Annotated in this window: 13 protein-coding genes; 4 read left to right on the top strand and 9 right to left on the bottom strand. The window is 32.1% G+C overall.

Going from position 1 to position 14,178, the window contains the following annotated elements:
• Positions 1–214: 214 nt before the first annotated feature.
• Positions 215–1,555, bottom strand: coding sequence for a DEAD/DEAH box helicase (locus JOP69_RS02960; protein WP_203392926.1), 1,341 nt, complete (start codon positions 1,553–1,555; stop codon positions 215–217).
• Between the two features lie 172 nt (positions 1,556–1,727).
• Here JOP69_RS02960 and JOP69_RS02955 point away from each other — a divergent pair, with 172 nt between their 5' ends.
• The 4 genes from JOP69_RS02955 (at position 1,728) to JOP69_RS02940 (ending at position 5,157) form a co-directional block, all read left to right on the top strand.
• Positions 1,728–2,297, top strand: a complete 570-nt coding sequence (locus JOP69_RS02955) for a Crp/Fnr family transcriptional regulator (protein ID WP_203392927.1) — start codon at positions 1,728–1,730, stop codon at positions 2,295–2,297.
• A gap of 125 nt (positions 2,298–2,422) precedes the next feature.
• The gene (locus JOP69_RS02950) at positions 2,423–3,163 is read left to right on the top strand and encodes an acyl-CoA desaturase (RefSeq protein WP_203392928.1); all 741 of its coding nucleotides are present in this window, start codon (positions 2,423–2,425) and stop codon (positions 3,161–3,163) included.
• 199 nt (positions 3,164–3,362) lie between these two features.
• Positions 3,363–4,376 (top strand): methylmalonyl Co-A mutase-associated GTPase MeaB, encoded by a 1,014-nt coding sequence (gene meaB / locus JOP69_RS02945; RefSeq protein WP_203392929.1) that lies wholly within the window; start codon positions 3,363–3,365, stop codon positions 4,374–4,376.
• Between the two features lie 28 nt (positions 4,377–4,404).
• Positions 4,405–5,157 (top strand): acyl-[acyl-carrier-protein] thioesterase, encoded by a 753-nt coding sequence (locus tag JOP69_RS02940; RefSeq protein ID WP_203392930.1) that lies wholly within the window; start codon positions 4,405–4,407, stop codon positions 5,155–5,157.
• A gap of 341 nt (positions 5,158–5,498) precedes the next feature.
• Here the strand turns inward: JOP69_RS02940 and JOP69_RS02935 are convergent, their stop codons facing one another.
• The 8 genes from JOP69_RS02935 to JOP69_RS02900 form a co-directional block, all read right to left on the bottom strand.
• Positions 5,499–7,067: a sulfatase gene (locus JOP69_RS02935; RefSeq protein WP_203392931.1), complete on the bottom strand. Its 1,569-nt coding sequence runs from the start codon at positions 7,065–7,067 to the stop codon at positions 5,499–5,501.
• 66 nt (positions 7,068–7,133) lie between these two features.
• Complete coding sequence (locus tag JOP69_RS02930) at positions 7,134–9,665, bottom strand: sugar-binding domain-containing protein (RefSeq protein ID WP_203392932.1); 2,532 nt, start codon at positions 9,663–9,665, stop codon at positions 7,134–7,136.
• Between the two features lie 5 nt (positions 9,666–9,670).
• Positions 9,671–11,194, bottom strand: coding sequence for an alpha-L-fucosidase (locus tag JOP69_RS02925; RefSeq protein WP_203392933.1), 1,524 nt, complete (start codon positions 11,192–11,194; stop codon positions 9,671–9,673).
• Between the two features lie 11 nt (positions 11,195–11,205).
• Positions 11,206–11,877, bottom strand: coding sequence for an L-rhamnose mutarotase (locus JOP69_RS02920; protein WP_203392934.1), 672 nt, complete (start codon positions 11,875–11,877; stop codon positions 11,206–11,208).
• Between the two features lie 167 nt (positions 11,878–12,044).
• Entirely contained in the window at positions 12,045–13,142 is a 1,098-nt protein-coding gene (gene fucP / locus JOP69_RS02915) for an L-fucose:H+ symporter permease (RefSeq protein WP_203392935.1), read from the bottom strand.
• Between the two features lie 20 nt (positions 13,143–13,162).
• Positions 13,163–13,321: a hypothetical protein gene (locus JOP69_RS02910; RefSeq protein ID WP_203392936.1), complete on the bottom strand. Its 159-nt coding sequence runs from the start codon at positions 13,319–13,321 to the stop codon at positions 13,163–13,165.
• Between the two features lie 23 nt (positions 13,322–13,344).
• On the bottom strand, positions 13,345–13,824 hold the full coding sequence (locus tag JOP69_RS02905) for a zinc-binding dehydrogenase (protein WP_203392937.1): 480 nt from the start codon (positions 13,822–13,824) through the stop codon (positions 13,345–13,347).
• Positions 13,825–13,860: 36 nt separating this feature from the next.
• Positions 13,861–14,178 (bottom strand): alcohol dehydrogenase catalytic domain-containing protein, encoded by a 318-nt coding sequence (locus JOP69_RS02900; protein WP_203392938.1) that lies wholly within the window; start codon positions 14,176–14,178, stop codon positions 13,861–13,863.

The raw sequence follows: 14,178 nt of genomic DNA, 5'->3' as shown, positions 1-14,178 counted from the left end.
GTAGCTAAGGCTATGATTAGATTTTCTATCTCTTATTAAGAAAAAATAATTTAAATTTATGATCAATCATTTTAAAATTCATTTGGTATAACTTAAATTTTTATAACTACCATTGACAGTTTATATAACTTACCTATTTACAAAAATCACCTAATAAATACATAGCTCACATAGTCTATGTTTTCTATGTTTATATTTGGTAAAATAGTAATGTTTATTTCTTTTTCTTCTTTTTAATTACCTCTGGTTTTGTCTTTGCACTAGCTGTCTGTGCTAAATAATTCGATAAAACTTTATCAACCAATTCTTCTTTGGTTAAATGATGAAAAATTGTTTTAATCTCTGCTTTTAAATCTTCTGAAATAGCACGATTTGGTTTTGTCTTAAATACTTTTTTAGCCCACAGAATGGTATTATTGTCTTCTATACTTTGTGCATCTGCTTTTTTATATTCTTTAAAAGTCAAACCTAAATCTTCTTCAAATTCAGGAATTTCTTCTAATTCTTCTGGTTGTATCACACTTAAAGAAAGTCCGGTTGCTCCTGCCCTAGCAGTACGTCCACTTCTATGCACATACGTATCATATCTGTCTGGTAAATGGTAATTTACTACGTAAGATATTTCTTTTACATCAATACCACGAGCAGCCAAATCTGTTGCTACCAAAATATCGATATTTCCTTCTCTAAATTGTCCCATTACGCGATCACGAATCCCTTGGGTTAAACTCCCGTGTAAAGCACCTGATGAAAATTTATTGATTGCTAAATTTTTGGCTAATTTATTAACGGCAGCTTTTGTTTTACAAAAAATAATTCCGCGTTCTCCTTCTTTAGTCGATAAAAAATGCATTAAAACATTCAATTTTTCGATGGGTTCTACCACTACATATTGATGATCGATTCCTTTATGTCCAACAGAATCCATATCCGTTTCTATATGTTCTACGTGTTTAGACATATAGTTTTGTATCAATTGCTTGATGGTTCCTGGCATCGTTGCGGTAAACAACAAAGTTCTTCTAACATTCGGAATTTCTTTTATGATAGTATCTACTTCTTCCTTTAAAGCGCTTACCATTTCATCCGCTTCATCTAAAACAAAATAGTTAATTTTTGTAATATCAATCGCTTCACGTTTCATTAAATCTACCAAACGTCCTGGAGTTGCAACTACAATACTAGGATTCTTTTTAATCGCTTCAATCTGTGGTTTTATTGGGATTCCACCGCAAATAGATATTATTTTTTCCTTTTGTTCTTCCGAAGAAAAAGAAAGTAAATTGTCATATATCTGATGACCTAATTCTCTTGTAGGTGCTAAAATTAAAACTTGAATATGTGTTTCGTCAGCCTTAATTTTTTGCAATAAAGGCAAACCAAAAGCAGCTGTTTTTCCTGTTCCTGTTTTTGCCAAAACCACCATATCTTTCTTTTTATGTAAGATAAAAGGAATGGTTTTTTCTTGAACCGCAGTAGGAACTGTAATTTCTAATTTTGCTAAACGTGCTTCTAATTCTTTATGAATTCCTAAAGATGAAAAGGTTTTTGACATTAAATATATTTTTTGCAAAGGTAGCAATATCGTTTTTGTTAATTAAAGAAATTATGGCTCGTGAATTTAAAATATTTTCATTGAAAATAAAATGATTAGAATAGTCCAAAATAAGCTTAAAATCGGCTTTTTGAATCCGTATATTTGTATTCTAAATTTATAGGAAAACCTTTTGAAACAAATAAAAGCATACTTAGAACAAATAGCCTCCATATCTCAAGAAGACTGGGACTTTTTTACGTCTAAATTGCAACCTCGTGTTATTAAAAAGAAAACTGTTTTCTTAAAATTAAATGAAACAGAGAATCACATTTCTTTTATAGAATCTGGTGTGGTGCGTTTATATATCCCGAAAGAAAATCCTGAGAAAGAAATTACCTTTGGTTTTAGCTTTAAAAATCAATTTATAAGTGCGTACGATTCTTTTTTAACCAGAAAACCTTCTGCTTATGAATTACAAGCGCTTACAGAAACCACTATTTTAAGTGTATCGTACACAGATTTACAAGAAATTTATAGAAAAACACAAATAGGTAATCTAATTGGAAGGTTAACGGCAGAACGTCTTTTTTTAATTAAATCGAGTAGAGAACAAAACCTTCTAAACCTAACTGCAGAAGAACGCTACCTTAAATTATTTAAAGATCGTCCAGAAATTTTAAAAGAAATTCCTTTAAAATATGTCAGTTCATACATTGGTGTAACAGCGCAAGCCTTAAGCCGAATTAGAAAACGAATTTAATAATATCAACACATTTTAATACACTTTTAAAATGTTCTTTTTATCAAAAAGGTTCATCTTGTTTTATTGATTTAGGTTCATTGTTTCACTTATAATTGCTCACTATCTTTGTGAAAAATATAAGTATGGCAGTAGTTATTTTTATTATAGTGCTTTGGTATGGAGGTTTGTTTTTTCAATCTTTCTTTTTACATCGTTATGCAGCACATCAAGTTTTTACCATGTCTAAAACCATGGAAAAAATCACCTTTATTTTAACTTGGGTTTTTCAAGGTTCTAGTTATTTAAGTGCGTATGGATACGGAATTATGCACAGAATGCATCATGCATATACAGATACAGAAAAAGATCCACACTCTCCTTCTTACGATGCAAATATGTTTGCAATGATGTGGAAAACAAAAACTATTTATCAAGATATTAACGAGCAACGCATTGCTATTGATGACCGTTTTACTAAAAACGTACCACAATGGAAATCTTTTGATTCTTTTGCTGGTTCTCGTTTTTCTCGTTTACTATGGATAACTTTTTACATTTTATTCTTTGTCTTTTTTGTAACTGCTTGGTGGCAATGGTTGTTATTACCAATCGCTTTTTTAATGGCACCAATTCATGGTGTAATTATCAACTGGTTCGGACATATTTACGGTTATGTAAACTTCAAAATGAAAAATACAAGTAAGAATCTTTTTCATTTCGATTTTTTAATGATGGGAGAAGGTTATCATAACAATCATCATAAACATGCTAGCAGCCCAAACTTTGGTGTAAAATGGCATGAAGTTGATATGACGTATCTAATTATAAAAGTTTTAAACTTTTTAGGACTTATTAAATTAAAAGCTATTAAGATTAAAAATTAATTGATTTGTAAAATATTATTTTACAGAAATTAAAAATATTTATCTTGTATTAAGATTAAAATTATTTTAGGTTTCTAGAATCCATTTAAATTAGAAAATACGATTTAAAAACACCCTTTCATTAGTGGTGTTTTTTTCATTATTAGTATCTTTGTTAGTAATAAAATCCCCAATATTAATTTAGTTTTCTATCTCTAAAATGAAAAATTACAAACCAAAAAAAAGATTACCTGCACAAGCCTACATAGACGGAGTTTTAAAAGGTGATAGAGTAATTCTATCTAGAGCAATTACTATTATTGAAAGTAATTTAGAAGGCGATAAAATATTAGCAAAAGAAATTGTGCAACAAATATTACCAAATTCGGGTAAATCTATTCGTATTGGTATTACAGGAGTTCCGGGTGTTGGTAAAAGTACTTTTATAGAAGTTTTCGGATTGCATTTGGTAAAGCTTGGTCATAAAGTTGCCATATTATCTATAGATCCAAGTAGTCAGCGTTCTAGAGGAAGTATTTTGGGTGATAAAACTAGAATGGAAGATTTAGCCCATTTAGAAGAAGCCTACATAAGACCTTCCGCCTCTGGCGATACTCTAGGTGGTGTTTCTAATAAAACGGGTGAAACTATGTTGCTTTGTGAAGCCGCTGGTTACGATGTTATTTTAATTGAAACCGTTGGTGTTGGTCAGTCTGAAACTGCTGTACACGGCATGACTGATTTCTTTTTACTTTTAATGCTTGCTGGTGCCGGTGATGAGTTGCAAGGAATTAAAAAAGGAATCATGGAAATGGCAGATATGGTGGTCATTAATAAAGCAGATGGCGATAATATAACCATGAGTAGAATAGCAAAACGTCAATATCAAAATGCCTTACATATTTTTCCTCTAGCCGATTCTGGTTGGAGTCCTGTGGTAAGTACCGCTTCTGCGATAAAAGGGACTGGAATAGACAATGTTTGGGATGAAGTTTTAAACTTTAAAAAGTTAGTTGATGAGAATGGGTATTTCATAAAAAACAGAAACCATCAACAAATAAAATGGATGTATAACAATATTAATGAAGAATTGAAACATTTATTTTATGGTTCTAAAAATATTAAAAGTGAACTCTCTACATTAGAAAAAGATATTGTTACTGCTAAAATTTCTCCGGTAAAAGCAGCGCAACAAATTATAGAAGAATTTAAAAACTCTTTTAAAAATAGCTAAAAATTCATGAACCTTTAAAAATTGTAAAATGATATTTGATAATTATTTTGACAGACAATTTGAACTAAGGTATTTTGAAATGAATAAATTAGGGTCGGCAACACCAACAATAATGCTGGCTTTGTTAGAAGAAACTGCTGCAGATCATACTCATTCTATAGGATATAATTTATTTGATCTTTTAGATAAAAATGTTGGTTGGATTTTAGTTTCCGGTAAATTACAAATGGATCGCTATCCTAGTTACAAAGAAAAAATCACCATTAGAACCTGGTTATCAAGCTACTCTTCTATTAAAGGCTATCGAGAAAATATTATTTTTGATGAACACCATAACATCATAGGTCGCGCTAAAGGTTTGTGGGTGTTTTTTGATATTGAAAAAAGAAGACCAATTCCTATTTTTAATGAAATTAAAGAAAAGTGGTCTTACTTTAATAAAGAAGCAATTTATACTGATATCAAGAAAAAAATTGAGCCCTTAGATTTTGCTGATTATACGAATCACTTTAGAGTGAATCGGTACGATACGGATATGAATAAACACGTAAATAATATCAGATATTTACAATGGGTTATTGAATCGATTCCGGAGGATATTACAGATAATTACTTTTTACATGAAATTGATGGTCGTTTTATTACTGAAGCCCAATATGGAGATACCGTTTTATCTTTAACAAAAGAACTGGAAACAAAGAATTCTTTTGCACATACTATAAAAATTGAAGGGAGTAATAGAGTTTGTGCCTCCGCCAAAACTATTTGGAAAGCGTATTAAATCTAATACATTTATAATTCTCGAAAACGCTCAGATTGACACAATTATTTTTTAGTTATTCTTTCTCTAATATCTGTCTTCCAAATTAGTTATTGTTGATTCTTGAATAGGAGTTTCAATACTAAAATAACGGCTAAATTTCTTTTGAATTTATCCAAACTGATAATTAAAATTAGCGAACCTATTTCGAATTATACATACTTAACTTAAAAAGTAACATAAACTTAACTTAGCTATGTTTTAATAATATAAAGCTCCCTTGGGAGATATCTAAACTAAACCTATAACAATACTAAAATAGTTGTATTAATAAATAGATAGTCTTTTTTCTTTATTGTATTTTAATCATTCCAATGCTTATTCACAATAGCCTGAATCTCTGGGTAATCCTTATCGGTTTCATTTAATTCAATTCTTTGCTCTTTTAATTCTTCCTTAAGTTTAGCAATAATTTCTTTGTACTTAGGATCATTGTAGCGGTTGTGCAATTCTTCAGGATCATTTTTAAGGTCATAAAACTCCCAAGTATGTGGAGTTTCTTTATCAACACCAACATAACTTTTTGCCCAATAGTGTTTCGAAAATTCAGATTCAGGCAAATAATGTTTTCCATAATAGAAAATAAGCTTATAATCATTAGATCTTACTCCAAAGTGAGCAGGAACATAGTGGTGAATAATATGCATCCAATATCTATAATAGGTTGTAGTTCTCCAATCTTCTTCCTCTTTTTCTTGAAGGGTATTAATGAAACTTTTCCCTTGCATGTAATCAGGTGTTTTCCCTCCTGCCAATTCAATCATAGTTGGCGCAAAATCTGTATTGTTTATTAAAAGGTCAGAAACACGTTTTGGTTTTATCATTTTTGGGTAGTGCATAATATATGGCATGCGCATAGATTCTTCATACATCCAACGTTTATCTTGTAAATCATGTTCCCCCAACATCATCCCTTGATCTCCAGTATAAATAATAACGGTATTTTCCCAAAGTCCTTCTGCTTTTAAGTAATCTACTAAACGGCCAATATTGTCGTCAACACCTTTTACACAACGCAAATACATTTTCATATAATTTTGATACGCCACATGAGCAGATTCTTGTCCTTGTAACGAGTCTTTATGAAATTCGTGATTGTAATTTCTGTACTTATTTCTATCGGAAATAGAGGCGCCAATATAACTTCGAAGCGAATCGTTAGCTCCTCGTGTTCCTTCAGAGCCCCAGTTTGGTTGATAATATAAACTAGAAGGTTCAGGGATTTCAGTATTTGCCAAAAAGTCTTCGTATCGAGGTGCATATTCAAAATACGCATGCGGTGCTTTAAAGTGATGCATTATAAAAAATGGCTTTGTTGTATCGCGATCTTTTAGATAATCGATTACCAAATCAGTAATAACGTCACTAGAGTGTCCTTCGCTTTTTACTTCATTGTTTGGCCATTCGCCTTTCCCTTTTTCCAAAAATGAAGGGTTAAAATACTTTCCTTGGCTTGGTAATACTTTGTAATAATCAAAATTTACAGGCTCCGTTTTTAAGTGCCATTTACCAAAAACAGCTGTACTATAACCTAATTTTTTTAGTTCAATAGGAAGATATTGTTTGTCTGTATCTAATTTGTCATCTAAGTCGAGAACACCATTTGTCTGTGGATATTGACCTGTAATTATTGAGGCTCTACTTGGTGTACAAATAGAATTATTACAAAATGCATTATCAAATCGAATACCTTGATTTGCTAAATTATCGATATTTGGTATTAAATCTAAACCTGAAAGCCTTCCGCCGTATGCCCCAATAGCATTGGTAGCATGATCATCAGACATGATGAAAATAATATTTGGTTGTTTTTTCTGAGCAAAAACACTAATGCTGAAACATAATATTACAATAACTTTTATAAACTTCATTTTACTTGTATTTTAATCGTTATTAAATTGTAATCGACAATCTAAAGTAGATTCATCAATATTTTTTTATTGAATTGCTATTTGAATTTTGTTACTTTCAATATCTTGTATAGAAGCTGTTATTGTTGCAGTTCCTCTTTTATTGGTAGATCTTATAATTGCTAGAGCTTTACCATTATGTGTAATTACTTTATTCGTGTTATGTGGGGCTACATTCATTTCAGAACCATTATCGACAGCAATTAAATCCGCATTTCCTGTTACATCAAATACTACTTCTGTGTTTAAGTCTTTAAGCTCCTTCCCTGCTTTATCAAAGAGTTTCACAACAATATGAGCAACATCATAGCTATCTGCATTAAGTGTTGTTTTATCACTTTCAAGTTCTATTCTAGTTAGTTTCCCTGTTGATGCCAAAATATATTCATCGGCAACTTTACCATTATTATATCCTATAACTTTTAATTCTCCTTTTTGATGAGGAACTAACCATTTTAGAATATTATCATTTTCTGAAACATCTGCTAAGGCTTGTTTGCCTAAACTTTTACCATTTAAGAAAAGTTCTGCCTCTTCACAATTGGTATACGTTTGAACAACAATCTTTTCTCCTGCATTATAATTCCAATGTTCATTCACCTTATACCATTCCCATAGTCTTAATTTTTTCCAGACAGGTGGTGCTGAATATTGCATATCAAATTTCCATCCATCTTTCTCTGTATATGAATACTCAGATTCACTTGCAGGCGTGGTAACCATATAGATTTTAGGATCTGTTTTCCATAAACACTCAAAAAAATGTCCACGCGGGTTTTTAAAACCTGCAAAATCAAACAACGAAATATTTAGCCCTTTCCTAGGCCATAGACCTGCTTCACCTATATAAGCAAACCCTGTCCAAACAAAAATTCCAGCGATAAAATCTCTATCATTCACCGCTTTCCATTCTGAATAGGCCACCCAATTTTCTGAACCTAGGATAGGTTTTTCAGGAAAAGCTTCATGTGCAGCATCATAATTATGAGGCCTGTAATTAAAGCCAATAACATCAACAGCATCGGCATAGCCACTAGCAAAAGAGATATTAGGCCTTACACTTCCGCAGGTTACAGGTCTGGTGGTGTCTTCTTCTTTTACCCATTTAGACAATAGGTTAGCAACAATAACCAGAGAATCAACTCCTCCAGTAATTCTTTCTAAAACTGGTTTTATTTTTTTTGTATCAAAAGTTGGTACATGCACATATTGTACTACATCCTTACCTTCTATTTCATCATACGTTTCTGAATAGGCTGGAAAAGTCCATTCAATTTCGTTTCCAATACTCCACATAATTACGGATGGATGATTAAAATCGCGACGTATTAAATCTTTCAAGTCTCTTTCTGCCCATTCTAAAAACACATCACTATAACCTTTTGAAATATCATGGCCTGCAACAATACCTCCTAAACAATTGATGTTTTTATCTTTAGCATTTTGCCATTCATCAAAAAACTCGTTCATTACTAACATTCCCATTTCATCACAAACCTCCATAAGTAAAGGCGAATGTGGGTTATGCGCCATTCGAATTGCATTAACTCCGATAGATTTTAATTTTGAAATTCTATATTCCCAAGAGGATTTTGTGGCAGCGGCTCCCACTGCACCTACATCATGGTGAATATTTGCACCTTTTATTTTTAGATGTTTTTCATTAATAAAAAAACCTTTATTGGAATCAAAACGAAATTTCCGGATACCAAAACGTTGTTCTACCTGATCTACAGCCTTACCATTGTGCTTTATGGAGATAACTGCCGAGTATAAATTTGGTGTTTCTGTACCCCAAAGTTTAGGGTTTTTGATTGTTAAGTCATGAATTACTATTTTTTTATCATTTAATTGACTTGCAGTTAGTGAAGTAACAATGTTTTTATTTTGGTCTAGTATTGAAATATCAATTTCTACATTATTTTCAGAACCTTTTATTTTTGTTTCTATATGTACTATAGCTTCTTCGGCACTTACTTTAGGAGTTGTGATTTTCACTCCCCAAAGCGGCACATGTACCTTTGCTGTTTTTACGAGCCTTACATCACGATAAATACCCGAACCTGTATACCAACGCGAATCGGCATAGGCTGAATGATTAACTTTAACAGCAACTATATTTTCTTCACCGTATTTGATGTATTTTGTTAAATCATAAGAAAAACTGCTATAGCCATTAGGTCTATATCCTAACTTTTGTCCATTAATCCAAACCTCTGAGTTGTTGTATACTCCATCGAATTCTATCCAAATAACTTTACCTTCATCTGATTTAGGTACATTGAATGCTTTTCTATACCAGCCAATACCGCCTTCTACAAATCCTGAACTAGCAGCCGTATTTTCTTTTTTGTAGCCAGCAAGAATACTCCAATCGTGAGGTAGTCTAATGCTTTCCCATGAATCATCATTGAAAGTAATCTGTTCTGCATTCCCCTGTTCTCCTTTAACAAATTTCCAATTAAAATTGAAGTCATCCGTAGAACGAAGTTGCTCTTGTTTTGCACATGAAGAGAAAACAAGTGCAACTAGTATGCATATACAAATATTGAGTTTCATTCGGCTTATTTCATAATTTTAAATACCCAAGCGTAATTTAAATCAACTCCTTTTGGTAATTTGATGGTCGTTCCTTCTGCAGATTGTTCAAATTCAATTTTAGCATCAGCTCCTAAAAGTTCAATAGACTTAATATCAATTTTAGCATCCGTTAAATACTTAATATGAATATCTTTTGTTGGTGTTTTTAATACTGCCGCATACAATGCATTATTATTAGTTGTAAAACGAATATCTTCTTGAGTAAATCCTTTGTTTTTACCTTCTGAAAGATGACCCGTAGCTGTTTTAGTTGGCCCTTCTCCATAAATATCATAATATTTAGACCCGTGAATAGCTTCTCCATTTATTTCTAACCAAGCACCAATATCTAACAATGTTTTCTTTTGATCATCTGGAATAACACCGTCTTTTCTTGGGCCTATATTCAATAATAAACAGCCGTTTTTACTAACAATATCTACTAAATCAGCAATTAAATCATTAGCAGATTTTGGAATCCAATTCGTTGCATAATACCATGAATTTTTACCAATAGAAGTATCGGTTTGCCAATATTCCTTTTTGATATCATCCATTTTGCTTCTTTCCAAATCAAGCATATGTGTTCCTGACTTATAAGACTCCATCTTATAATTTTTAGTTTGTAAGACTACTTGTTTATCTCTTTTTAAACCAGAATTATAGTAATAAGCAGCAAGTTTTTTATGATATGGTACAAATTCAGGTCTGTCTAAATAAAAGTCAAACCATAAAATATCAGGATCGTAATTGTCTATAATTTCTTTTGTTCTAGGCCACCATGTTTTTGCTAACCAATCATCACTTACAGAGTCTCCCATTTTATGTGCAGGTGCATATAAATCTGAATATTTAGGGTTAGAATTATCGAAATAAGGTTGTTGGTTGTAATAATTATAATTAAAAGCTAAATGCGAGCTTACCCCATAAATTACCCCTTGCTTTTTAAGTTCATCGGTAAGATCTTTAAGTACATCTCTTTTTGGTCCCATATCTGCGGCATTCCAAGGTGTAATGCTCGATTTATATAAAGCAAAACCATCATGATGTTCTGCCACCGGAATGACATATTTTGCACCTGATTTTTTGAATAAATCTACCCATGCTTTTGGATCAAAGTTTTCCATAGTCCACATTGGAATAAAATCTTTATAGCCAAAATCTTTTTGGTCTCCAAATTTCTCTTTGTGATATGCAACCGCAGGATGTGGTTTTCCATTATTGGCGATACCCGTTTGCGGATTTGCCACACCTTTATCTGAATACATCCAACGTGGATACCAATCTGTATATTTTTCTGCAACAGAATTAGGTCCCCAGTGAATAAAAATTCCGAATTTAGAGTCCTTCATCCATTGTGGGATTTTATATTGTTGTAAGCTTTCCCAGTTTTCTTCGTAAGTTATTTTTTGTTCTGAAGGTTGCTGTGTTTCAGTTTCTACTTCTTTTTTCTTTTGTTGGCAACCCATCAAAAGAACTACCGCTAATAGATATATTATTTTCTGCATTATTTAGTTTTTTAGTTCGATGAAATATTTTTCATATCCTGCCATTTCTCTTGAATAGCACTTTCAGTGTCTGTTTTTTGAAATTTAGCTACATATGCTTGCCATTCTTCTTCACGAGGTAACTTTTGCCATTTTGGTCCCACTTCATCTAAATCGAAATCGGGAATGGAATCCATAATTAACATCACCTGTTCTCCGTGTATATAAATTTCCATATCCTTAACGCCAACAGTTTTCATGTTAGCCGTTATTTCTGGCCATGCCATATTTATACCGTGTACGCTTTTATATTCTTCTATTAAATCTGGCTCCAATAATAGTGTCCAGACAAAACGTTTTTTTTCTCCTATATCATCCTTTAGCTGCCCTTCAACAGCACTGTAAATTGCTTTTTGGTCTAATTTATAAATACGTTCTAAAGCTTCGTTATGTATCGGAAGTATTGAATTGAAATCTTCAGAATTTATAAGTAACGTTAAAGTATCAACTATTTTTTCTGAATTGAATGATACATCAACATCAGCAACCATAAAATAGTTATTGTCTTTTTGATATACATTCAATTCTTTAATGCCTTCTGAACTTTTAAGTTGTTTAAAGATTTCAGGTTTAAATTCATCTGAAAGTATAGTACTATCAGATGTAAAAAAATAGGTAAATCGTTTAAATAGATTGACACTCATTTTAACTATGCTTTTATGTTTACTTTATAACCTTTCATTGCAAAAAACAATAGATACACATAACAAATTAACGGAACAATAAATGAATATTTAATTCCAACTGTATCTGAAATATATCCCATTAACGGCGGTACAATAGCTCCACCAACAATTCCTAATAAAAATACCTAAGAACCTGTTTTGGTATATTCCTTTAAATCTTTCATACTTAAACTGAAGATAATTGGATAAATAATTGAGGTAAAAAATCCAACAATAGATAAACACGCTAATGAGAAATAACCATTCGTAATAATTGCTATAGTGACCATTGCAAAAGCACTGATACTACAAAAAGCCAATACATGTTGTGGTTTGAATTTTTTCAAGATGTAAACACCTAATAATCTTCCTATAAGCACTAAAGCCATAAAAGCAGTGATATATTGTGCCGATTTTTGCTCGGTAAGTTCTGGAATATTAAACCACTTAGCATATCTAATAATGAAACTAACAATACCTACTTCTGCACCAACATAAAAGAATTCTGCACCAACCCCATAAAGTGTATGTTTAAATTTTAAGATATCAATTAATGGCTTTTTAGCACCTCCTTGTTCTTCTTCTATGGCTGGTAATTTTGTAAAAACTACGATTATGGCTATTATTATCAAAATAGCTCCCAGTATTAGATAAGGTGGTTTTACCAAATCGGCCTCTCCTGTTAAAAAGGTTTCTAATTGGCTAGGTGAAAAAGTATCTATGGTTTCTTGTGGTATATCTACTTCATGCAAAAACAACGTGGCTGCTAAAACAGGTGCAATAGTTGCACCTACAGAACCAATTGCGGCTGCCATACTTAAACGACTAGACGCGCCTTCCGGAGTTCCTAATTTAGTAATATATGGAGAAGCTGTAACTTCTAAAACAGCAAATCCTGCTGCCATAACAAATAGAGCTAATAAAAAAAATGGATACACACGTGTTTCTGCTGCTGGATAGAATAAAAAAGCTCCTAATGCAGCAATTAGCAATCCTGTAATAATTCCATTTCTGTATCCTTTTTTCTGAATGTACCAACCTGCTGGTAATGCAACAATAAAGTAAGCACCAAAAAAAGCAGATTGTACTAATGAAGATTCAAAGTCGGTTAGTTGACAAGCTCTTTTAAGATGTGGAATTAAAACATCGTTAATGTTTCTACTTAAATTCCAAAAAAACATTAAGGCCATTACAATAATTAGTGGCACTAAAAACTTTGAATTACTTCCTTTTGTTGATGACATTAAATAATTAGTTTAGTTGATTAAAATTCGATAATGGCTTTTATTAAATCTTTGTGGGTATATAATTTTTCAAATTCTGTTGGAATATCGTCAAAGTTTATACGATGTGTAATAAATGACGTAGCATCAATTTTACCAGCTTCAATTAATCTAATAATTCTTCCAAAATCTTCACCCATAGCGGCTCTACTCGCTTTAAGTGTTAATTCTTTTTTATGAAAAGATGGATCGTGAAAAACAACATCACCATAAAAAGTCCGATAAATACTATGGTCCCTCCTGCTGCTGCATATTTAAAGGTATTCATCATAGATTGTGGACTTCCCGTAGCATCTAAAATTATAGTTGGCAAATCGCCGTTTAATAGTGTTGCTAATTGTTCTTCAACATCACCTAACGCGTTAATGGTATCTTTTACTTTTGTGATTTCTTTACATTTTGCCAATTTAGCATCGTCAATATCCATAGCAATAACTCTTGCACCTTTTAACTGCGCAAATTGTATAGTACCTAAGCCAATTGGACCTGCTCCAATTACCAAAACAATATCGTTTTCTTTAATATCTGCTCTATCTACAGCATGACATCCAATAGCCAAAGGCTCAATCATTGCCAATTGATCGTCTGTTAAAGAATTTGTTGCATGTAAAAATTTAGTAGGATACACAAAATATTCTTGCATTCCGCCATCTACATGTACACCTAAAACTTGTAAATTTTATCCACAATTGGTTTTACCTCTACGCACGGCTTGTCCAATAATATCATTGTAATAAGGTTCTACAGAACATTTATCACCAACTGAAACATTGGTTACATCATTAGCGATGGCTACAACCTCAACAGCCAATTCGTGCCCTAAAATTTTAGGGTAACTAAAAAAGGGTTGTTTCCCTTTAAAGGCGTGTAAATCTGTACCACAAACACCTATTTTATTTACTTTTAAGAGTGCATTTCCTGGAGATAATGCATCGCTTGGTTTCTCTACATCTAAACGCTCCCAAATTCCGGGTTCCTTTAATCTAATTACTTTCAT

The sequence above is a fragment of the Polaribacter sp. Q13 genome, assembly GCF_016858305.2.
Lineage (GTDB): Bacteria > Bacteroidota > Bacteroidia > Flavobacteriales > Flavobacteriaceae > Polaribacter.
Note: the sequence above shows the minus strand (reverse complement) of the source record. Positions and strands in the feature narration are given on the sequence as shown.